The organism is Micromonospora sp. CPCC 205554, from assembly GCF_036902745.1.
Lineage (GTDB): Bacteria > Actinomycetota > Actinomycetes > Mycobacteriales > Micromonosporaceae > Micromonospora > Micromonospora tulbaghiae.
The window spans coordinates 134,595-155,182 of the sequence record NZ_JBAKHP010000006.1; the positions used below are offsets into that span (position 1 = coordinate 134,595).

Sequence of the window (20,588 nt, forward strand, 5' to 3'; positions counted from 1 at the left end):
GATGACGTCTCGGGTAGGAGGGGCATGGCAGGCCAGGGCCGACCTCGAAGGTCGACGGAACGTGCCTGGCTCGTCACTGCCCCTCTGGCTCTGCTGGCGGTGGTCTTCAGTACATGCATAGCCCTGGTGGCGGACCACCCGTTCGGTAAGTGGCCGCTCGCCTTCGTGTTCTTCGTCGTCATGGCGGGGATCAGCTTCGCGGTGCTGAACGTCTACGTCCGGCGCCAGTCGGTGGGCGTGACGCTCACCGAGGTGCCACTCATCGTGGCGCTCTACTTCCTGCCCCCGTTGAGTGTCGTCCTGATCTACACACTCTCCGTGCTGATCTGGAGTGCCTCGCACCGCTTCGGTGCGGCGAAGCTCTGGTTCAACGTCGCCAAGGCCGCCGCCGCGACCTCGCTGGCCGGCCTCGTGCTCCTGGCGCTGCCGCCGCTGCGCGATGTCGGACCGGGGACGTGGGGCTCCCTGTTCCTCGCCGTCTGCGTGGTCACGCTGGTCAGCCTCGTGAGCGTGGTCGGTGTGCACGTGCTGCTCCAGGGCTGGCAGGCCGGGCGGGACGCGCTGCGCAGCATGCCGACCGCGCTGCTCACCGCCGCCATCAACGTGGCGATCGGCCTGCTCGTCCTGATCGCCCTGAAGACGACGTGGTGGTCGGCGTTGCTGCTCGCCGCCCTCTTCAGCGGGCTGGTCCTGGTCTACCGCTCCTACTCCCAGTTCTTCCGGCAGCACCGGACGTTGGCCGGGATGTACGAGCTCACCCGCCTCCTCGCCTCCGGCACCGAGCGGTCACTCGCCGACATCCTGCTCGACCGGGTACGCGCGCTGATGCAGGCCGAGTACGCGACGCTCTGGCTGCCCGCCCAGGGACGCCATCCCGAGGTGCTGCTCACCGCCCGGGTGGACACGCCCGGCCTGCTGGACCTGGCGCCGACCCCGGCGAGCCTGCGCCAGCAGGTGCGCAAGAAGGGCCGTACCCTCTCGATCGGCCGCTGGCTCGGCGGCGACCCGGCGTTGCGGCAGGCCGCGGGGGAGGAGCGGGTCAAGGACGCCATCGTGGTGCCGCTGCGCTCCGGCCAGGCCGTGATCGGCACCCTGGAGGTGACCAACCGGCTCAGCGACATCGGCCACTTCGCCCCCGGCGACATCCCGGTCTTCGAGACGGTCGCCGCGCACGCCGCTGTGGCGCTGGAGAACTCCCGCCTGGTCGACCGGCTGCGGCACGACGCCGACCACGACGCGCTCACCGGGCTGCCCAACCGCCGGCGCCTCACCTCGTCGGTGTCGGAGGCGGTGAAGATCCGCGCGCCGGGCGAGGTGGTGGCGCTGCTGCTCTTCGACGTCGACCGGCTGCGTCAGGTGAACGAGTCGCTGGGCCACGCCGCTGGTGACAAGGTGCTGGTCGAGGTGGCCGAGCGGCTGCGTTCCTGCGCGCCCTCCTCGGCGCTCGTCGGCCGGGCCGGCGGTGACGAGTTCCTGGTGACGCTCCGGCTGGAGAGCACCGAGGCGGCCCTGGAGCTGGCGGCCCAGCTGCGGGAGCAGATCCGCGACGAGATGGTCTTCGACGCGCTCACCCTGGACGTGGACACGGTCGTCGGGGTGGCCGTCCACCCGGACCACGGCAGCGACGCGGTGGCGTTGCTGCAACGCGTCGACCTGGCGGCCACCGCGGCCAAGTCGGTGCCGGGCAGCGTGCAGCTCTACAGCCCGGCGCTGGAATCCCGGTCGCTGCGGCGGCTCGGACTCGCCGGCGACCTGCAACGGGCTCTGGACGAGGGCGAGCTGGAGGTCTACTTCCAGCCCAAGGTCACGCTGCGGGACCGCCGCCTGGTGGGCGTGGAGTGCCTGGCCCGGTGGGAGCACCCGGCGCACGGCAGCGTGGCCCCGGACGACTTCGTGGCGGTGGCCGAGCACACCGGCCAGCTCGGCCGGCTCACCGAGTTCGTGCTCCGGGAGAGCCTGCGGCGCAGCCGCGACTGGAGCCACGGCGAACAGCCGCTGTCCGTCGCGGTCAACCTCGCCGCGCGAACGCTCACCGACCAGCACTTCCCGGCGCTGGTACGCGATCTGCTGGCCGAGTACGGCGTACCGCCGCAACGGCTGACGCTGGAGGTCACCGAGGCGGGTGTCCTGGACGGCACCGAACGTCCCATACCGACCCTGCGCAGCCTGCGTGACCTCGGTGTCCGCCTCTCGGTGGACGACTTCGGCACCGGTAACTCGTCGCTTGCGCAACTGCGCCGGCTGCCGGTGCACGAGGTGAAGGTGGACCGGTCGTTCGTGCAGGGCATGGCGACCGATCCGGGCGACCTGGCGATCGTCAACGCGGTGGTGACGCTGTCCCAGCAGTTCGGCCTCGCGGTGGTCGCCGAGGGCGTGGAGAGCGAGCTGACGCTGGAGCTTCTCCAGGACATCGGCTGCGAGATCGGCCAGGGCTTCCTGTTCAGCCGCCCTCTGCCGTACGAGCGGCTGGAGGCCTGGTTCGGCGCCCAGGTCGACCCGGAGACGGTGGTCGCGGGGGAGCTGCCGCGCCTGCGAGTGGTGCCCTGACCAGGGCGGACACGCACCTGGGGGATCCGATTTCACCTGCGCGACGCGGTCGTGTACTGTTTCCCCTGCGCGACACCCCTGGGGTGATCGAGCAGGCCCCCTTAGCTCAGTCGGCAGAGCGTCTCCATGGTAAGGAGAAGGTCTACGGTTCGATTCCGTAAGGGGGCTCAGAGGGTCCGGCTGGACCCGCCACGGCGGTGTAGCTCAGATGGCAGAGCAAGCGGCTCATAATCGCTGTGTCGCCGGTTCAAGTCCGGCCACCGCTACTCTCGTCCTCCGGGCCCAGCCCGGTGGCCGGTGGGACGGGCGCCACAGGCGCCCACTTTGCATGTCCGCGTCGTCAGCGCGTAGGCTGACGCGCTGTAGTTGTTCCGTGAGCGAGGAAGGCACTCCGCCGTGGCGAAGGCGACCGATGTTCGGCCGAAGATCACTTTGGCGTGTGTGGAGTGCAAGGAGCGCAACTACATCACGCGCAAAAACCGCCGTAACGACCCGGACCGCATCGAGCTGAAGAAGTTCTGCCCCCGGGACGGCAAGCACACCGTCCACCGCGAGACCCGCTGACCGCGGCCGGCGCAGCCGGCTCGTAGCAGCTTTCTCGAACGCCGATTCGCCCTGACGGGTGGCCTCCGGGTCGCCCGACCGGGCGGATCGGCGTTCGTGTTTTCCGTGTAGGTTCGGCGGCATGTCCCTGGACCCGTCCTTCGTCGGCCGGACGTACCCGCCGACCGCCCCCTATCAGGTGGGCCGAGAAAAGATCCGCGAGTTCGCCGCCGCAGTCGGCGCGACCGACCCGGCCCACCACGATCCGGAGGCGGCCCGGTCGCTCGGCCACTCCGACGTGGTGGCGCCGCCGACGTTCCCGGTGGTCGTCACCATGGCGGCGAGTCGGCAGATCGTCGAGGACCCGGCGCTCGGCGTCGACTACAGCCGTGTGGTGCACGGCGACCAGCGGTTCGCGTACACCCGGCCGGTGGTGGCCGGGGACGAGCTGGTGTGCGTGAGCACCATCGAGGAGGTCACCAGCCGGGGCGGGCACGGCTTCCTGACCACCCGCACGGACGTGAGCACCGTGGACGGTGAGCCGGTGGTCGCCGTCTGGTCCAAGATCGTCGTACGCGGGGAGGCCTGAGGACATGGAGCTGCCCACCCAGACGTACCGGGTGACCCGCGCGGACCTGGTCCGCTACGCGGGCGCCTCGGGCGACTTCAACCCGATCCACTGGAGCGACCGCACCGCCACCGGCGTCGGGCTGCCGGGCGTCATCGCCCACGGCATGTTCACCATGGCCCTGGTCGGCCGGGCGGTGGCCGGCTGGGCCGGCGCGCCGGACGCGGTGGTCGACTTCGGCGTCCGGTTCACCCGCCCCGTGGTCGTCCCGGACACCGACGAGGGCACCGAGATCGAGGTGTCAGCGGTCGTCAAGGAGGTCACCGAGGAGGGCCTGACCAGGCTCGACATCACCGCCACCTGCCAGGGTGAGAAGGTGCTGTCGCAGGCTCGGGCACTGATCCGTACGACGCGCTGAGGGTCCGCCCGACGCGCGAGGGGCGGACCGGTTGGGAAAGTCGCACGACTACCCGTACACTGGTCCGCCGTGGGGCAAGTGACCCCCGCTCGGCACAACGTGTCCGGGCGGAGGTGAGTTGCCGCACAGGGGTGTAGCTCAATTGGCAGAGCAGCGGTCTCCAAAACCGCAGGCTGCAGGTTCAAGTCCTGTCACCCCTGCGCCTCAGGCCTGACCGTTCCGTGGGTCGCGCCGCCCTAACCGGCGGCGTCCGGCCCGTGGTGGTGGCACCGGTGGGGTGGTTCCGAGGCGTTCGGGCCCTCCCGGCCGGTCCGCCGGCCGCGGCCCGTCGCGGGACGGTTGGTCCGGCCGGCGTGACCAACACGCCGCGCACGCCGCCCGGCGTGCGACCCCATATCCCGCACGGAGGGCGAAGTGGCCGAGAGCAAGCGCCGCGGCGAGGACGACGGCGACGAGCGTCTGAACGACGACGCGACCGTCGACGACGTGGCCGACGACGACGCCACCGACGCGGACGAGCCGGTCTCCCGGGGTGGCACCGCGACCCGTAAGCGGGCGCAGGCCGAGCCGGCCGAGGGCCGGAAGACCCGCAAGGACACCGAGCGGATCGGGCTGTTCGCCCGCATCGCGCGGTTCTTCCGCGAGGTCGTGGCCGAGCTGCGTAAGGTCATCTGGCCGACCCGCAAGGAGCTGCTGACCTACACGGCCGTGGTGGTCACCTTCGTCGCGGTGATGCTGGCGATCGTGGCCGGCCTGGACTACGGCTTCGCCAAGGCGGTGCTGTGGGTCTTCGGCGAGTCCAGCTGACCTGCGGACAGCGATACTGACGGAAGTGAGCGAGCGTGCCTGAGTACGACGAGACCGCCGGAACCCCGGACGAGCAGTCCACGGTGGCGACGGCGGCCAACAACGAGTCGGTCGAGGCCGCCAGCGAGCCGGAGTTCCCGACCACCGAGCCGGCCCCGGACGAGGACTTCGACCCGGTCGCCGAGCTGCGCCAGAAGCTGCGCTACGCGCCCGGCGACTGGTACGTGGTGCACTCGTACGCCGGCTACGAGAACAAGGTCAAGACCAACCTCGAGACCCGGATCACCTCCCTCGACATGGAGGACTTCATCTACCAGGTCGAGGTGCCGACCCGGGAAGAGGTCGAGGTCAAGAACGGCAAGCGGTCGCAGGTCCAGGCGAAGGTCTTCCCGGGCTACATCCTGGTCCGGATGGAGCTGACCGCCGAGTCCTACTCCTGCGTCCGGAACACCCCGGGGGTCACCGGCTTCGTCGGCGCGACCGACCGGGCCGACCGGCCGGCGCCGCTGAGCCTCGACGAGGTGCTCAAGTGGCTGGCCCCGGCGGTCGAGACCGAGCAGAAGAAGGCCAAGCCCGAGGTCAAGGTCCTCGACTTCGAGGTCGGCGACTCGGTCACCGTCACCGACGGCGCGTTCGCGTCGCTGCCGGCGACGATCAGCGAGATCAACGCCGACCAGCAGAAGCTCAAGGTGCTGGTGTCGATCTTCGGCCGGGAGACCCCGGTCGAGCTGAACTTCAACCAGGTCGCCAAGATCTGACGTACGTCGGCACCGGCGGCCCGCCCCTTCCCGGGGTGGCCGCCGGTGCGCCGTTTCACGGGCTCGCCCACCTCGGCGAAAACTCGGTAGAGGTTTGCGCTACCCTTTAACGTCGGCCCTCCGCATCGCGCTGACCGTGCGCGCCCGCGGGCGGCGGAGAATCCCAGTTCCAAGCCCCAGGAAGAGACATGCCTCCGAAGAAGAAGCTCGTCAAGACGTTCACGCTTCAGCTGCCGGCGGGCCAGGCCACCCCGGCGCCGCCGGTCGGCCCCGCGCTCGGCCAGCACGGCGTGAACATCATGGAGTTCTGCAAGTCCTACAACGCGCAGACCGAGTCCCAGCGGGGCGACATCGTCCCCGCCGAGATCAGCGTCTACGAGGACCGCACGTTCACCTTCGTGCTGAAGACCCCGCCCGCCGCCCGGCTGCTGATCAAGGCCGCCGGCGTGCAGAAGGGCTCGGGTGTCCCGCACAAGGAGAAGGTCGGCTCGGTCACCCGCGCCCAGCTGCGTGAGATCGCCGAGAAGAAGATGGCGGACCTCAACGCCAACGACATCGACCAGGCCGAGAAGATCATCGCCGGCACCGCCCGGTCGATGGGCCTGACCGTCGCCGACTGACCTCGGTACCCGCTCCACCCGATCTGTTCGTGGGAGGGCCGCGAGCGACGCGCGCCCGCCAGAGACCACAGGAGTCACCAGAAATGCAGCGCAGCAAGAGCTACCGCAAGGCCGCGGACGTCATCGACCGGTCGAAGCTCTACACCCCGGTCGAGGCCGTCAAGCTGGCCAAGGAGACCACCAACGTCAAGTTCGACGCCACGGTCGAGGTCGCGATGCGCCTCGGCGTCGACCCCCGCAAGGCGGACCAGATGGTCCGCGGCACGGTCAACCTGCCGCACGGCACCGGTAAGACCGCCCGCGTGATCGTCTTCGCCGCCGGCGCGAAGGCCGAGGAGGCCGTCGCCGCGGGTGCGGACGAGGTGGGCACCGACGAGCTGGTCGCCCGTATCCAGGGCGGTTGGCTGGACTTCGACGCGGCGATCGCCACGCCCGACCAGATGGCCAAGATCGGCCGGATCGCGCGGATCCTGGGCCCGCGCGGTCTGATGCCGAACCCGAAGACCGGCACCGTGACCATGGACGTCACCAAGGCCGTCTCGGACATCAAGGGCGGTAAGATCACCTTCCGGGTGGACAAGCACTCCAACCTGCACCTGATCATCGGCAAGGCCTCCTTCTCGGAGAACCAGCTGGTGGACAACTACGCCGCGGTGCTGGACGAGGTGCTGCGGGCCAAGCCGTCCGCGGCCAAGGGCACGTACCTCAAGAAGGTCACCCTCACCACCACCATGGGCCCGGGCGTCCCGGTCGACCCGAAGGTCGTGAAGAACTTCCAGGAGGGCTCGGCCGAGGGCTGAGCACGCGTACTCCCGAACGGGGCCCCGCCACCACGTCGTGGCGGGGCCCCGTTCGTTCGTCCGGTGTGGCACGCTCGGGCACATGCGGCTCGACGGCGTCTGGCTCCGCTACCACAGGCAGGGCCCGTGGGTGCTGCGGCAGGTCGACGTCACGATCGGTCCCGGTGAGGTCGCGGTCGTGCTCGGCCGCAACGGCGCCGGCAAGTCCACTCTGCTCCAGCTCGCCGCCGGGGTGCTGCGCCCGAGCCGGGGGCGGGTGGCCGATCGGCCGCCGGTCGTCGGCTGGGTGCCGGAGCGCTTCCCCGCCGACCAGCCGTTCACCGTCGGGGCCTACCTGTCCGCCATGGGCCGCGTCGCCGGTCTGCCCGGCCTCGCCGCGGACCGGGCGGTGCGCCACTGGGTGGAGCGGCTGGGCCTGACCCGCTTCCACGACGTGCGCCTGCCTCGGTTGTCCAAGGGCACCGCGCAGAAGGTCGGCCTGGCGCAGGCGCTGCTGCGCCCGCCCGGCCTGCTGGTGCTCGACGAGCCGTGGGAGGGGCTGGACGCCACCGCCCGCGAGGCGGTCCCCGAGATCATCGGTGAGGTGCTGGCCGGCGGCGGCACGGTGCTGGTCAGCGACCACCGGGGCGAGACGGTCCGGCTGCCGGGCGCCCGGCACCTGGCGGTCACCGACGGCACGGTGACCGAGGAGGCGTCGTCGGGCGGCGCGGCCGTCGCCGTGGTCGAGCTGGCGGTGCCGGCCGCCGGGCTGGCCGCCGCCGTCGCCCGCCTGCGCGCCGACGGCCACCAGATCCTTCGGGTACGCGAACACGCCGTCCCGCCCCCGGCCACGCGCCCGGTGCCGGCCTCCGCCGGCCCGTCGGGCACCGGCGGGTCGGGCGGCGCGTCCGCCGGCTCCCCGGACCGGGCCGGCGCCGGGGCCGGGGACTCCGCCCGGCCCGGGCCGGCGCCGGAGGTGACCCGGTGATCGCGCTGGTCCGCCTGCGGCTGACCGGCTTCCTGCGTACCGGACGGGCGCTGGCGCCGGTGCTGGCCGGCCTGCTCGTCCTCGGCGTCCTCTACGGCGGTGGCCGGGCCCGGCCGGCGGAGGCCTACGGCGTCTCCGCCGTGGTGCTGTTCCCGGTGCTGGCCTGGCAGACCAAGATCCTGCTGGACGTGGAACCCGACGTGCAGCGCCGGATGGCCCGGGTGGTGGTCGGGCCGGCCCGGGAACGGGCGGCCGGGCTGCTCGCGGCGCTGGTGGCCGGGCTCGCCGTGGTGCTCGTCGCGCTGGCGCTGCCGTGGCCGCTCGGCGGGGTCACCGCGACCGTCGGGCCGGGGGAGCGGCCGGTGCCGGTGGGGGTGGCGCTCGGGCTCTGGGTCCACCTGCTCGCCCTGCCCGCGGCGGTGGCGCTGGGCGCGCTGGCGAGCCGGGCCGTGACCCGCAGCGCCGGCTACGGGGTGGCGGTGCTCGTCACCGGCGCGGTCGGGGTCGTGGTGCTGGGGCTCTCCGGCTCGGTCGCGCCGTGGCTGGTCCCGCCGGTCATGGCGACCGCGCGGGCGGTCACCGGGCCGGTCGCGGCCGGGGCCGGTCTGCTGCTCACCGGCTGGGCGGTGGCCTGGACGGCGGTGGCGCTGACCGGCTACGCCTGGGCGCGGCGCACCCGGGCGTGAGCCCTGGTGACCGGCAGCACAAGCGGCGATTTGGTGCTGCGGCGCACGTCGCGTAACCTGGTGCGGTAGTTCCACCCAGAGACCGCTGGTCACCGTGCTCCGGCACGGTCGAAGGTCCCGCGACGACGGGCGACCCGCGCAGGGCGGTAAGCGAAACTCGGTGTCACGCACGGTCCGCCGACTGTGCCCGTGTCCCGGCCCTCGCCCCGTGCGCCCTGCGCCGGGGCTTTTTCGTTGTCGTGATGCCTCCGCCGCCGTCGTCGAGCCTCGGCTCGCCGCCGGCGTACCAGCTCCGAGCAACGAGAGAGGAGGGACATGGCGGACAAGCCGATCCGGGCCGACAAGGCCACGGCCGTCGCCGAGCTGACCGAGAGCTTCCGCAACGCGGGAGCGACCGTGCTGACCGAGTACCGCGGGCTCACGGTTTCGCAGCTCACCCAGCTGCGGCGCTCGCTCGGCAAGGAGACCAGCTACACGGTCGCGAAGAACACGCTGGCAAAGCGTGCCGCGACCGATGCGGGCATCTCCGGCCTCGACGAGCTGTTCTCCGGTCCTACCGCGCTGACTTTCGTTTCGGGCGACGTCGTCGAGGCGGCGAAGGGGCTTCGCGACTTCGCGAAGGCCAACCCGAAGCTCGTCATCAAGGGCGGTGTCTTCGAGGGCAAGGCCATTTCCGCGGCCGAGGTCACGAAGCTCGCCGACCTGGAGTCCCGCGAGGTGCTGCTGGCCAAGCTGGCCGGCGCGATGAAGGGCAACCTGAGCAAGGCCGCGGCCCTGTTCCAGGCGCCGCTCTCCAAGGCCGCCCGCGCGGCGGCCGCCCTGGCGGACAAGAAGCGCGAGCAGGAGGGCGCCGAGGCGGCCTGAGGCCCTCCCGGCGCACCACGTTCTTAGTTTTCATTGCGAGAAAGGACGCCAGACATGGCGAAGCTCAGCACCGACGAGCTGCTCGACGCGTTCAAGGAGATGACGCTGATCGAGCTCTCCGAGTTCGTGAAGCAGTTCGAGGAGACCTTCGAGGTCACCGCCGCCGCTCCGGTCGCCGTCGCCGGCCCGGCCGGCCCGGGTGCCCCGGCCGCCGAGGCCGAGCCGGAGAAGGACGAGTTCGACGTCGTCCTCGACGCCGACGGTGGCAAGAAGATCCAGGTCATCAAGGTCGTGCGTGAGCTGACCGGCCTGGGCCTCAAGGAGGCCAAGGACCTGGTCGAGGCCGCGCCGAAGGCCGTCCTGGAGAAGGTCAACAAGGAGACCGCCGAGAAGGCCAAGGCCAAGCTCGAGGGCGAGGGCGCCAAGGTCACCATGAAGTGACCTTGCTCCACCTGACGCGCGTCCGGCTCACGTGAGCCGGGGCACACCGCGTCGCAGCGGGCGGTGATCCGGGGGACCGGGTCACCGCCCGCCGTGTTGGTGCCACCGCCGACGGACGGCGTGAGCAGGGCGTACAGCGTCCTCTCATCGGCCGGTCAGCAACGTCTGTCGGTAGCCCGTCGGTGGGAAAGACACCCCGAGCGGTAACCGGCCCTTGACGCGGCACGGGCCTGCCAGGCACGCTGAACATCAGCAAGACCTTCCGCGCTTGCAACGGCCGCCTCTCGGGTAAAGGCAACGGCAGCACCGCCGCCGCGGCACCCGAGCGGACCGGCAGGAGCGTCGCGTTCCGAGCGGCCCGGTCGACCCGGTTTTCCGAGGTCCCAGGGCTTGTTCCGCGACGACCTGCGGGGTGGGCTGGACAGCGGTTAGCCTCTCGGCTACACTGCTAGTTTGCGCTGCCTTCCGACTTGACCCCTGCTCGGAAATGTCCGATTGTGGATATTTCTGGTGGGGTCATTGGAGTGCACGCGTACCAGCCGTTCTGCAGCACCGGTCCTCGGAAGGACGCATCTTGGCAGCTTCCCGCCCTGCGAAGACCAGTCGTACGTCGAGCGCATTCGCGCCCCGCCGAGTTTCTTTCGGTCGGATCACCGAACACCTCGAGGTCCCCAACCTCCTCGCCATTCAGAACGAGTCCTTCGACTGGCTCGTCGGCAACGAGGCTTGGCAGGGCCGGTCGGCGGACGACCCGCACGCACGCTCGGGTCTCGCGGAGATCCTCGACGAGATCAGTCCCATTGAGGACTTCTCCGGCACCATGTCGCTCTCCTTCTCGGCTCCGCGCTTCGACGAGGTCAAGGCCTCGATCGAGGAGTGCAAGGAGAAGGACCTGACCTACTGCGCGCCGCTGTTCGTGACCGCGGAGTTCACCAACAACACCACTGGCGAGATCAAGAGCCAGACGGTGTTCATGGGTGACTTCCCGATGATGACGCCGAAGGGCACCTTCATCATCAACGGCACCGAGCGCGTCGTGGTCAGCCAGCTCGTCCGCTCGCCGGGCGTTTACTTCGACAAGCAGCCGGACAAGACCTCCGACCGCGACCTCTCCAGCGTCAAGGTCATCCCGAGCCGGGGTGCCTGGCTGGAGTTCGACATCGACAAGCGCGACACGGTCGGCGTTCGCATCGACCGCAAGCGCCGGCAGGCCGTCACCGTCCTGCTCAAGGCCATCGGGTGGTCCGCGGAGCGCATCCGCGAGAAGTTCGGCTGGTCCGAGCTGATGATGACCACGCTCGAGAAGGACCACATCGCCGGGCAGGACGAGGCCCTGCTCGACATCTACCGGAAGCTCCGCCCTGGCGAGCCGCCGACCCGTGAGAACGCCCAGACCCTGCTCGACAACCTCTTCTTCAACCCGAAGCGGTACGACGTCGCCAAGGTCGGGCGCTACAAGTTCAACAAGAAGCTCGAGCTGGACGTGCCGATCACCACCGGCACGCTCACCGAGGACGACATCGTCGCCACCGTGGAGTACCTCTGCCGGCTGCACGCCGGTGAGGAGGGCTACGAGGCCGACGACATCGACCACTTCGGCAACCGTCGCCTGCGTACCGTGGGCGAGCTGATCCAGAACCAGGTCCGGGTGGGTCTCTCCCGGATGGAGCGGGTCGTCCGCGAGCGGATGACCACCCAGGACGTCGAGGCGATCACGCCGCAGACCCTGATCAACATCCGCCCGGTGGTGGCGGCGATCAAGGAGTTCTTCGGTACGTCGCAGCTGTCCCAGTTCATGGACCAGACCAACCCGCTGGCGGGCCTGACCCACCGGCGCCGGCTGAGCGCGCTCGGCCCCGGTGGTCTGTCCCGCGAGCGGGCCGGCTTCGAGGTCCGGGACGTGCACCCGTCCCACTACGGCCGGATGTGCCCGATCGAGACGCCGGAAGGCCCGAACATCGGCCTGATCGGCGCGCTCTCCACGTTCGCCCGGGTCAACCCGTTCGGCTTCATCGAGACGCCGTACCGGAAGGTCATCGACGGCCGGGTCACCGACCAGATCGACTACCTGACCGCGGACGAGGAGGACCGGTTCGTCAAGGCGCAGGCGAACGCCCCGCTGAAGTCGGACGGCACCTTCGCCGAGGACCGCGTCCTGGTCCGCCGTAAGGGCGGCGAGACCGAGGACGTCCCGCCGGGCGCCGTGGACTACATGGACGTGTCGCCGCGGCAGATGACCTCGGTCGCCACCGCGATGATCCCGTTCCTGGAGCACGACGACGCCAACCGCGCGCTCATGGGCGCGAACATGCAGCGTCAGGCGGTGCCGCTGGTCAAGGCCGAGGCCCCGCTGGTCGGTACGGGCATGGAGTACCGCGCGGCCGTGGACGCCGGCGACGTGGTCGTGGCCGAGGTCGGCGGTGTGGTCGAGGACCTCTGCGCGGACTACATCACGGTCCACCAGGACGACGGTCACCGCCGGACGTACCTGCTGCACAAGTTCCGCCGCTCCAACGCCGGCTCCTGCGTCAACCAGAAGCCGGTCGTCTTCGAGGGCGACCGCGTCGAGGCCGGCCAGGTCATCGCCGACGGTCCGTGCACCGACGAGGGCGAGATGGCGCTCGGACGCAACCTGCTGGTGGCGTTCATGTGCTGGGAGGGCCACAACTACGAGGACGCGATCATCCTGTCGCAGCGCCTCGTGCAGCAGGACGTGCTCACCTCGATCCACATCGAGGAGCACGAGGTCGACGCCCGGGACACCAAGCTGGGCCCGGAGGAGATCACCCGCGACATCCCGAACGTCAGCGAGGAGATGCTCGCCGACCTCGACGAGCGCGGCATCATCCGGATCGGCGCCGAGGTCGTCCCCGGCGACATCCTGGTCGGGAAGGTCACGCCGAAGGGCGAGACCGAGCTGACCCCCGAGGAGCGGCTGCTCCGCGCGATCTTCGGTGAGAAGGCGCGCGAGGTTCGTGACACCTCGCTGAAGGTGCCGCACGGCGAGACCGGCACGGTCATCGGTGTGCGTACCTTCTCCCGCGAGGACGGCGACGAGCTGCCCCCGGGCGTCAACGAGCTGGTGCGGGTCTACGTGGCCCAGAAGCGCAAGATCCAGGACGGTGACAAGCTCGCGGGCCGCCACGGCAACAAGGGCGTCATCTCCAAGATCCTGCCGATCGAGGACATGCCGTTCCTGGAGGACGGCACCCCGGTCGACATCGTGCTGAACCCGCTCGGTGTGCCGTCCCGGATGAACATCGGCCAGGTCCTGGAGACCCACCTCGGGTGGGTGGCCAAGACCGGCTGGAGCGTGGACGGCGACGACGAGGAGTGGAAGCGCCAGCTCCGCTCGATCGAGGCGCACGAGTCCGAGCCGGACACCAACGTGGCCACTCCGGTCTTCGACGGTGCCCGCGAGGAGGAGATCTCCGGTCTGCTGGCGTCGACCCTGCCCAACCGGGACGGCAAGCAGCTGATCGGCCGCACGGGTAAGGCGCAGCTGTTCGACGGTCGCTCCGGCGAGCCGCTGCCGGACCCGATCGCGGTCGGCTACGTCTACATCCTGAAGCTCAACCACCTGGTCGACGACAAGATCCACGCCCGGTCGACCGGTCCGTACTCGATGATCACGCAGCAGCCGCTGGGTGGTAAGGCGCAGTTCGGTGGCCAGCGCTTCGGTGAGATGGAGTGCTGGGCCATGCAGGCGTACGGCGCCGCCTACGCCCTGCAGGAGCTGCTGACCATCAAGTCCGACGACGTCCTGGGCCGGGTCAAGGTCTACGAGGCGATCGTCAAGGGCGAGAACATCCCCGAGCCGGGCATCCCGGAGTCGTTCAAGGTGCTGCTCAAGGAGCTGCAGTCGCTGTGCCTCAACGTCGAGGTGCTCTCCAGCGACGGTGTGGCCCTGGAGATGCGCGAGACCGACGACGAGGTGTTCCGGGCGGCGGAGGAGCTGGGCATCGACCTGTCCCGGCGCGAGCCGAGCTCGGTCGAAGAGGTCTGAGGTGGTGATCCGGGGCAGGGTCACCCTGCCCCGGATCCCACTCGTTAGCTAGCAGTACAGACGACGACATAGGGGACATAGTGCTCGACGTCAACTTCTTCGACGAGCTGCGCATCGGCCTCGCCACCGCTGACGACATCCGTCAGTGGTCCCACGGCGAGGTCAAGAAGCCCGAGACCATCAACTACCGCACCCTCAAGCCGGAGAAGGACGGGCTCTTCTGCGAGAAGATCTTCGGTCCGCAGCGGGACTGGGAGTGCTACTGCGGTAAGTACAAGCGGGTCCGCTTCAAGGGCATCATCTGCGAGCGCTGCGGCGTCGAGGTGACCCGCTCCAAGGTTCGCCGGGAGCGGATGGGTCACATCGAGCTGGCCGCTCCGGTGACCCACATCTGGTACTTCAAGGGCGTGCCGAGCCGGCTGGGCTACCTGCTGGACCTCGCCCCGAAGGACCTCGAAAAGATCATCTACTTCGCCTCGTACGTCGTGACGAGCGTGGACGCCGAAGCGCGTCACCGCGACCTCTCGACCATCGAGAACGAGATCCTGGCCGAGAAGCGGCAGGCCGAGAACAGCCGCGACTCGGAGATCGAGAAGCGGGCCGCCAAGCTGGAGGCCGACCTGGCCGAGCTGGAGGCCGAGGGCGCGAAGGCGGACGTCCGGCGCAAGGTCAAGGAGGGCGGAGAGCGCGAGATGCGCCAGATCCGCGACCGGGCCCAGCGCGAGATCGACCGCCTCGACGAGGTCCTCGACACCTTCCGCAAGCTGGAGCCGAAGCAGCTGGTCACCGACGAGCTGCTCTACCGCGAGCTGCGCGACCGCTTCGGTGAGTACTTCACCGGCAGCATGGGCGCCGAGGCGATCAAGGCCCTGGTCCAGAACATGGACCTGGAGGCCGAGGCGGAGAACCTCCGCGAGACCATCCGCTCCGGCAAGGGTCAGCGGAAGATCCGGGCGCTCAAGCGGCTCAAGGTCGTCGCGGCGTTCCAGAACACCCGCAACTCGCCGCTCGGCATGGTGCTGGACTGCGTCCCGGTCATCCCGCCGGACCTGCGCCCGATGGTGCAGCTCGACGGTGGCCGCTTCGCGACCTCGGACCTGAACGACCTGTACCGGCGTGTGATCAACCGGAACAACCGCCTCAAGCGGCTGATCGACCTCGGCGCGCCCGAGATCATCGTCAACAACGAGAAGCGGATGCTCCAGGAGGCCGTCGACGCGCTGTTCGACAACGGCCGTCGTGGTCGTCCGGTCACCGGCCCGGGTAACCGGCCGCTGAAGTCGCTGTCCGACATGCTCAAGGGCAAGCAGGGCCGGTTCCGTCAGAACCTGCTGGGCAAGCGCGTCGACTACTCCGGCCGTTCGGTCATCGTGGTCGGCCCGAAGCTCAAGCTGCACCAGTGCGGCCTGCCCAAGCAGATGGCGCTGGAGCTGTTCAAGCCGTTCGTGATGAAGCGGCTGGTCGACCTCAACCACGCGCAGAACATCAAGTCCGCCAAGCGGATGGTCGAGCGGCAGCGGCCGGTCGTGTGGGACGTGCTGGAAGAGGTCATCGGCGAGCACCCGGTTCTGCTGAACCGCGCGCCGACCCTGCACCGTCTGGGCATCCAGGCCTTCGAGCCGCAGCTGGTCGAGGGCAAGGCCATCCAGATCCACCCGCTGGTCTGCACCGCGTTCAACGCCGACTTCGACGGTGACCAGATGGCGGTCCACGTGCCGCTGTCCGCCGAGGCCCAGGCCGAGGCGCGGATCCTGATGCTGTCGTCGAACAACATCCTCAAGCCGGCCGACGGCAAGCCGGTCACCATGCCGACCCAGGACATGGTCATCGGTCTGTACCACCTCACCCACCTCACTCCGGGGGGCAAGGGCGAGGGCCGGGCGTTCAGCTCGGACGCCGAGGCGCGGATGGCGTACGACAACGGCGAGCTGCACCTGCAGGCGCCGGTCCGGATCCGGCTGCGCGACGTCGTCGGTGTGGACAACGGCGCCGGCGCCGAGCCCTGGACCCCCGCCGAGGGGTGGACCGAGGGCGAGCCGGTGACGGTGGAGACCACGCTGGGCCGGGTCCTGTTCAACGAGACGCTGCCCCCGGGCTACCGCTTCGTGAACTACGAGATCCGCAAGGGCCAGCTCTCCGCGATCGTCAACGACCTCGCCGAGCGCTTCCCGAAGGTGGCCCTGGCGGCCACCCTGGACGGGCTCAAGGAGGCCGGTTTCCACTGGGCCACCTGGTCCGGCGTCACCATCGGCATGGAGGACGTCATCGCTCCGCCGCGCAAGCGGGAGATCCTGGAGCGGTACGAGAAGGAAGCCGACCGGATCGACAAGCAGTACCAGCGTGGTCTGATGACCGCCGAGGAGCGCCGCGGCGAGCTCATCGAGATCTGGACCAAGGCGACCAACGAGGTCGCCAAGGAGATGGACACCGCGCTGCCGCAGGAGAACCCGCTGTGGAAGATGATCAACTCGGGTGCCCGCGGTAACCTGCTCCAGCTCCGGCAGATCGCGGCGATCCGTGGTCTGGTGGCCAACCCGAAGGGCGAGATCATCCCGCGGCCGATCAAGGCCAGCTACCGGGAGGGTCTGTCCGTGCTGGAGTACTTCATCTCCACGCACGGTGCCCGTAAGGGTCTCGCGGACACCGCCCTGCGTACCGCCGACTCGGGTTACCTGACCCGGCGTCTGGTGGACGTCTCGCAGGACGTCATCATCCGCGAGGAGGACTGCGGCACCGACCGTGCCATCCCGATGCAGATCGGGGAGCGGATCGACGGCAAGCTGGTCGTGCACGAGCACGCCGAGACCAGCGTGCACGCCCGGACGCTCGCCGACGACATCAAGGGTCCGGACGGCACCGTGGTGGCCCACCGCGGCCAGGACATCAACTCGATCCTGGTGGACGCGATCGTCGCCGCCGGGACCGAGACGGTGCGGGTGCGCAGCGTGCTCACCTGCGAGTCGAAGCTGGGCGTCTGCGGTGCGTGCTACGGCCGCTCGCTGCCGACCGGCAAGACCGTGGACGTCGGCGAGGCGGTCGGCATCATCGCCGCCCAGTCGATCGGTGAGCCGGGTACGCAGCTGACGATGCGTACCTTCCACACCGGTGGTGTCGCGGGTGAGGACATCACCCAGGGTCTGCCCCGTGTCCAGGAGATCTTCGAGGCCCGGGTGCCGAAGGGTAAGGCGCCCATCGCCGACACCCCCGGTCGCATCCGGATCGAGGACGGCGAGCGGTCCCGCAAGATCGTGGTCATCCCGGACGACGGCAGCGACGAGATCGTCTACGACAAGATCTCGAAGCGGGTCCGGCTCCGGGCGCACGACGGCGACCACGTCGAGGTCGGCGAGAAGCTCACCGAGGGCACCATCGACCCGCACGAGCTGCTGCGCATCCTCGGCCCGCGCGCGGTCCAGGTCCACCTGACCCAGGAGGTCCAGGAGGTCTACCGCTCGCAGGGTGTGCTCATCCACGACAAGCACATCGAGATCATCATCCGCCAGATGCTCAAGCGGGTGACGGTCATCGACTCCGGCTCGACCGAGTTCCTGCCGGGTGTGCTGGTCGACCGGGCGCTGTTCGAGTCGGAGAACCGCCGGCTCGTCGGCGAGGGTGGCGAGCCCGCCGCCGGTCGCCCGGTGCTGATGGGTATCACCAAGGCCTCGCTGGCCACTGACTCCTGGCTGTCGGCGGCCTCCTTCCAGGAGACCACCCGGGTGCTGACGGACGCGGCGATCCACGCCCGCAGCGACTCGCTGATCGGCCTCAAGGAGAACGTGATCATCGGTAAGCTCATCCCGGCCGGTACGGGCATCAGCAAGTACCGCAACGTCCGGGTCGAGCCGACCGAGGAGGCGAAGGCCAAGGTCTACTCGATGACCGGCTACCCGGAGACCGACTACGGCTTCGGACCGGCCAGCGGCCAGGCGGTTCCGCTGGACGACTTCGACTTCGGGTCGTACCGCTAAGCAGTAGGAAACGACGAGGCCCCCGGCACCGCCGGGGGCCTCGTCGCGTCCGGAGTGCCGGGACCGGTGGGCCGGATCCGGGGCATGATGGAGGGCATGACGACAGTGCCCGGGCAGGCGCCCGTCGTGCCGCAGGCGTACCGCCATCCGCACGATCCGGAGCCGGTCCGCTCCACCAAGGCCCGCGCCGTCTTCGCACTCGGGCTGATCGGCGCGCTCACCGGCCTCTTCCTCGGCGGCGCGGTGCCGGCCACTGTCGCGCTCGTCCTGGCCCGGCAGGCGCGCCGGGAGGCGTACGCCTCGGGTGGTTATCTCACCGGCGCTGACTGGCTGCGGCGCGGTGAGCAGATGGCGCGGACCGGGCTGGTACTGACCGCCGCCGCGGTGGTCGCGGCGGTGGTGATCGGTGTGGTCCGGGCCGCCGACGCCTCGTTCGGCCACGACTTCGCGCCGAACTTCGACTGACCCGGTGGGGGAGCGGGCCGGCGCCCGCCCCTCCGACGGTGATCGGCGACGGTAGCCTGGCCGGTGTCCGCCGCGCGGCGGGCGCGTGTGGACAGGAGGACCCCGTGACGGAACCGGCTCCGCCGGGAGGCGACCCGACCCGCCCCGGGCCGTACCCGCCGGGTCCGGCGTCCGCACCGGCGCACCAGCCGCACGGGGCGTACGCGGGGAATCCGCCGGCGCACGGCGGCGGGTGGCCGGTGCCGGCGAGCGCTCCCGGCCACGGCGGCTGGGGTCCACATGGCGGTCCGGCGTTCCCGCCGCCGCCGGCCGAGGCGCCGCGGCCGCCGAAGCGGGTCGACGCGGTGCCGGGTACGCCGTTCGGTGTGGTCCACCTCGACGTGCCGCCGGTCACCTCGGGTCTGGCCATCGGGTCGCTCGTCGCCGGTATCGCCGCGATACTGGTGTCGCTGCTGGTGCTGTGCGTCGGTCTCGCCGCCCGGAACTACGGCGGCGCCTGGGCGGCGGGCGCGTTCACCGTCCTCGGCGGGCTGATCGGGATCGGTGCGGTGGTGGCCGGGCTGCTCGCCCGGCGGCAGATCCGGCGGCCGGCGCCGCCGCCGTCGGTCCGGTTCACCGGCGCCCGCCTGGCTGTCGCGGGAATCTCCTGCGGCGCGGCGGGGGTGCTGTTCGTCCTGATCGGGCTCGCCCTGGCACTGGTGGTGCAGATCACGTGAGGGCCTCGCCGCGCTGTCTGCGGCCGCTGACCCGGGTTGAGCGGTATGTCCGGGTGCCCGAAGGCCGGGCGGTGTCGGGGCCGCCGGGTCGTGCGGCGGACGAGCCGGTACACTTGTCACTGTAGGTGCCCATCGTTGGCGCATCGGCGACCCGGAGACCGGGGACGGACCGCGGGAGCGGTCCTTCCCGACCCATCCGTTTTGACCGGCGCGGCTGTGGTAGGTACTCTTTCCCCTTGTGCCCGGGCTCGCCCGGGCAATGCGTGCGTGCGCTGGACCCGGTCAGCCGGTGATCGCGCGGTCGCACCACCAAGACCAGAACATCCGGTACGACGCGTCAGCGGCCGGCACCGGAACCGTGACTCGGGCGACACGCCCGACCGCGGGTGCTGGGGAGCCGTCAGGCGGCCCTGGTTGGAATGTAGGAGAGCCGCCCATCCGGACGGCTGGAGCAGACGGCGCGGTCGCCTCGCAGCGGCCGAAGGGAGCGGAGAAACCCGGTGCCCACCATTCAGCAGTTGGTCCGAAAGGGCCGTCAGGCCAAGACGACCAAGACCAAGACCCCGGCGCTGAAGGGGTCTCCCCAGCGGCGCGGCGTGTGCACCCGCGTGTACACCACCACCCCGAAGAAGCCGAACTCGGCGCTGCGCAAGGTTGCTCGTGTCAAGCTCAGCAGCCAGATCGAGGTGACCGCCTACATCCCGGGCGTCGGCCACAACCTCCAGGAGCACTCGATCGTGCTCGTGCGCGGCGGTCGTGTGAAGGACCTCCCCGGCGTGCGGTACAAGATCGTGCGCGGTTCGCTGGACACCCAGGGTGTCCGCAACCGCAAGCAGGCTCGCAGCCGCTACGGCGCGAAGAAGGAGAAGAGCTGACATGCCGCGTAAGGGACCCGCTCCGCGGAAGCCGCTGGTCGCTGACCCGGTGTACAACTCGCCCCTGGTCACCCAGCTGGTGAACAAGATCCTGCTGCGCGGCAAGCGTCAGCTCGCCGAGCGGATCGTGTACGCCGCCCTGGAGGGCTGCCGCGAGAAGTCCGGCACCGACCCCGTCGTCACGCTCAAGCGCGCGATGGACAACGTCAAGCCGACCCTCGAGGTGCGCAGCCGCCGTGTCGGTGGCGCCACCTACCAGGTTCCGGTCGAGGTCCGGCCGTCCCGTGCGACCACGCTCGGTCTGCGCTGGCTGGTGACCTACTCCCGGGCCCGGCGTGAGAAGACGATGGTCGAGCGGCTGATGAACGAGCTGCTGGACGCGAGCAACGGCCTCGGCGCCGCCGTCAAGCGGCGTGAGGACACGCACAAGATGGCCGAGTCCAACAAGGCCTTCGCGCACTACCGCTGGTAACACCTGAGGTTCCGGCGCCCACCGGCGCCGGAACCGCCACCAGTTGTGTCGAGACGACGATAAGTAG

Annotated in this window: 18 protein-coding genes and 3 tRNA genes; all 21 read left to right on the forward strand. The window is 70.2% G+C overall.

The features are described 5' to 3' along the window. The first annotated feature begins 24 nt into the window (after positions 1-24). Positions 25-2,547, forward strand: a complete 2,523-nt coding sequence (locus tag V6U82_RS10945) for a putative bifunctional diguanylate cyclase/phosphodiesterase (RefSeq protein WP_334460846.1) — start codon at positions 25-27, stop codon at positions 2,545-2,547. 95 nt (positions 2,548-2,642) lie between these two features. Continuing rightward, positions 2,643-2,715: transfer RNA gene (locus tag V6U82_RS10950), tRNA-Thr, on the forward strand. 25 nt (positions 2,716-2,740) lie between these two features. Further along, positions 2,741-2,813, forward strand: a tRNA-Met gene (locus V6U82_RS10955). Positions 2,814-2,943: 130 nt separating this feature from the next. Further along, positions 2,944-3,111: a 50S ribosomal protein L33 gene (gene rpmG / locus V6U82_RS10960; protein ID WP_013288652.1), complete on the forward strand. Its 168-nt coding sequence runs from the start codon at positions 2,944-2,946 to the stop codon at positions 3,109-3,111. A gap of 121 nt (positions 3,112-3,232) precedes the next feature. Continuing rightward, a complete protein-coding gene (locus V6U82_RS10965) occupies positions 3,233-3,679 on the forward strand; it encodes a MaoC family dehydratase N-terminal domain-containing protein (protein ID WP_128137371.1) in 447 nt (148 codons plus the stop codon). A gap of 4 nt (positions 3,680-3,683) precedes the next feature. Beyond that, positions 3,684-4,076 carry a MaoC family dehydratase gene (locus V6U82_RS10970; RefSeq protein ID WP_030269317.1) on the forward strand — a complete coding sequence of 131 codons (393 nt, stop codon included), beginning with the start codon at positions 3,684-3,686 and terminating at the stop codon, positions 4,074-4,076. A 127-nt stretch (positions 4,077-4,203) separates the two neighbouring features. After that, positions 4,204-4,276 (forward strand) — tRNA-Trp (locus V6U82_RS10975). Positions 4,277-4,490: 214 nt separating this feature from the next. Further along, positions 4,491-4,883: a preprotein translocase subunit SecE gene (gene secE, locus V6U82_RS10980; RefSeq protein WP_120573078.1), complete on the forward strand. Its 393-nt coding sequence runs from the start codon at positions 4,491-4,493 to the stop codon at positions 4,881-4,883. Between the two features lie 35 nt (positions 4,884-4,918). Beyond that, entirely contained in the window at positions 4,919-5,641 is a 723-nt protein-coding gene (nusG, locus tag V6U82_RS10985) for a transcription termination/antitermination protein NusG (RefSeq protein ID WP_073828961.1), read from the forward strand. Between the two features lie 188 nt (positions 5,642-5,829). Continuing rightward, complete coding sequence (gene rplK / locus V6U82_RS10990) at positions 5,830-6,261, forward strand: 50S ribosomal protein L11 (protein WP_013288647.1); 432 nt, start codon at positions 5,830-5,832, stop codon at positions 6,259-6,261. A gap of 83 nt (positions 6,262-6,344) precedes the next feature. Continuing rightward, positions 6,345-7,061 (forward strand): 50S ribosomal protein L1, encoded by a 717-nt coding sequence (rplA, locus tag V6U82_RS10995; RefSeq protein WP_013288646.1) that lies wholly within the window; start codon positions 6,345-6,347, stop codon positions 7,059-7,061. A gap of 82 nt (positions 7,062-7,143) precedes the next feature. Continuing rightward, the gene (locus V6U82_RS11000) at positions 7,144-8,028 is read left to right on the forward strand and encodes an ABC transporter ATP-binding protein (RefSeq protein WP_334460847.1); all 885 of its coding nucleotides are present in this window, start codon (positions 7,144-7,146) and stop codon (positions 8,026-8,028) included. Beyond that, the gene (locus V6U82_RS11005) at positions 8,025-8,714 is read left to right on the forward strand and encodes a hypothetical protein (RefSeq protein WP_334460848.1); all 690 of its coding nucleotides are present in this window, start codon (positions 8,025-8,027) and stop codon (positions 8,712-8,714) included. The genes V6U82_RS11000 and V6U82_RS11005 overlap by 4 nt, the downstream gene beginning before the upstream one ends. A gap of 315 nt (positions 8,715-9,029) precedes the next feature. Continuing rightward, positions 9,030-9,578 carry a 50S ribosomal protein L10 gene (gene rplJ / locus V6U82_RS11010; protein WP_120573081.1) on the forward strand — a complete coding sequence of 183 codons (549 nt, stop codon included), beginning with the start codon at positions 9,030-9,032 and terminating at the stop codon, positions 9,576-9,578. 54 nt (positions 9,579-9,632) lie between these two features. Then, entirely contained in the window at positions 9,633-10,019 is a 387-nt protein-coding gene (gene rplL / locus V6U82_RS11015; protein WP_120573082.1) for a 50S ribosomal protein L7/L12, read from the forward strand. Positions 10,020-10,593: 574 nt separating this feature from the next. Further along, positions 10,594-14,025, forward strand: a complete 3,432-nt coding sequence (gene rpoB / locus V6U82_RS11020; RefSeq protein ID WP_073828954.1) for a DNA-directed RNA polymerase subunit beta — start codon at positions 10,594-10,596, stop codon at positions 14,023-14,025. A gap of 80 nt (positions 14,026-14,105) precedes the next feature. After that, positions 14,106-17,993: a DNA-directed RNA polymerase subunit beta' gene (locus V6U82_RS11025; protein WP_120573084.1), complete on the forward strand. Its 3,888-nt coding sequence runs from the start codon at positions 14,106-14,108 to the stop codon at positions 17,991-17,993. A 96-nt stretch (positions 17,994-18,089) separates the two neighbouring features. Further along, complete coding sequence (locus V6U82_RS11030; protein ID WP_181726609.1) at positions 18,090-18,458, forward strand: hypothetical protein; 369 nt, start codon at positions 18,090-18,092, stop codon at positions 18,456-18,458. A 344-nt stretch (positions 18,459-18,802) separates the two neighbouring features. Beyond that, positions 18,803-19,174, forward strand: a complete 372-nt coding sequence (locus V6U82_RS11035) for a hypothetical protein (RefSeq protein WP_334460914.1) — start codon at positions 18,803-18,805, stop codon at positions 19,172-19,174. Positions 19,175-19,674: 500 nt separating this feature from the next. After that, complete coding sequence (gene rpsL, locus V6U82_RS11040; protein WP_007465318.1) at positions 19,675-20,049, forward strand: 30S ribosomal protein S12; 375 nt, start codon at positions 19,675-19,677, stop codon at positions 20,047-20,049. Position 20,050: 1 nt separating this feature from the next. Then, positions 20,051-20,521: a 30S ribosomal protein S7 gene (gene rpsG / locus V6U82_RS11045; RefSeq protein ID WP_013288637.1), complete on the forward strand. Its 471-nt coding sequence runs from the start codon at positions 20,051-20,053 to the stop codon at positions 20,519-20,521. Positions 20,522-20,588: the final 67 nt, after the last annotated feature.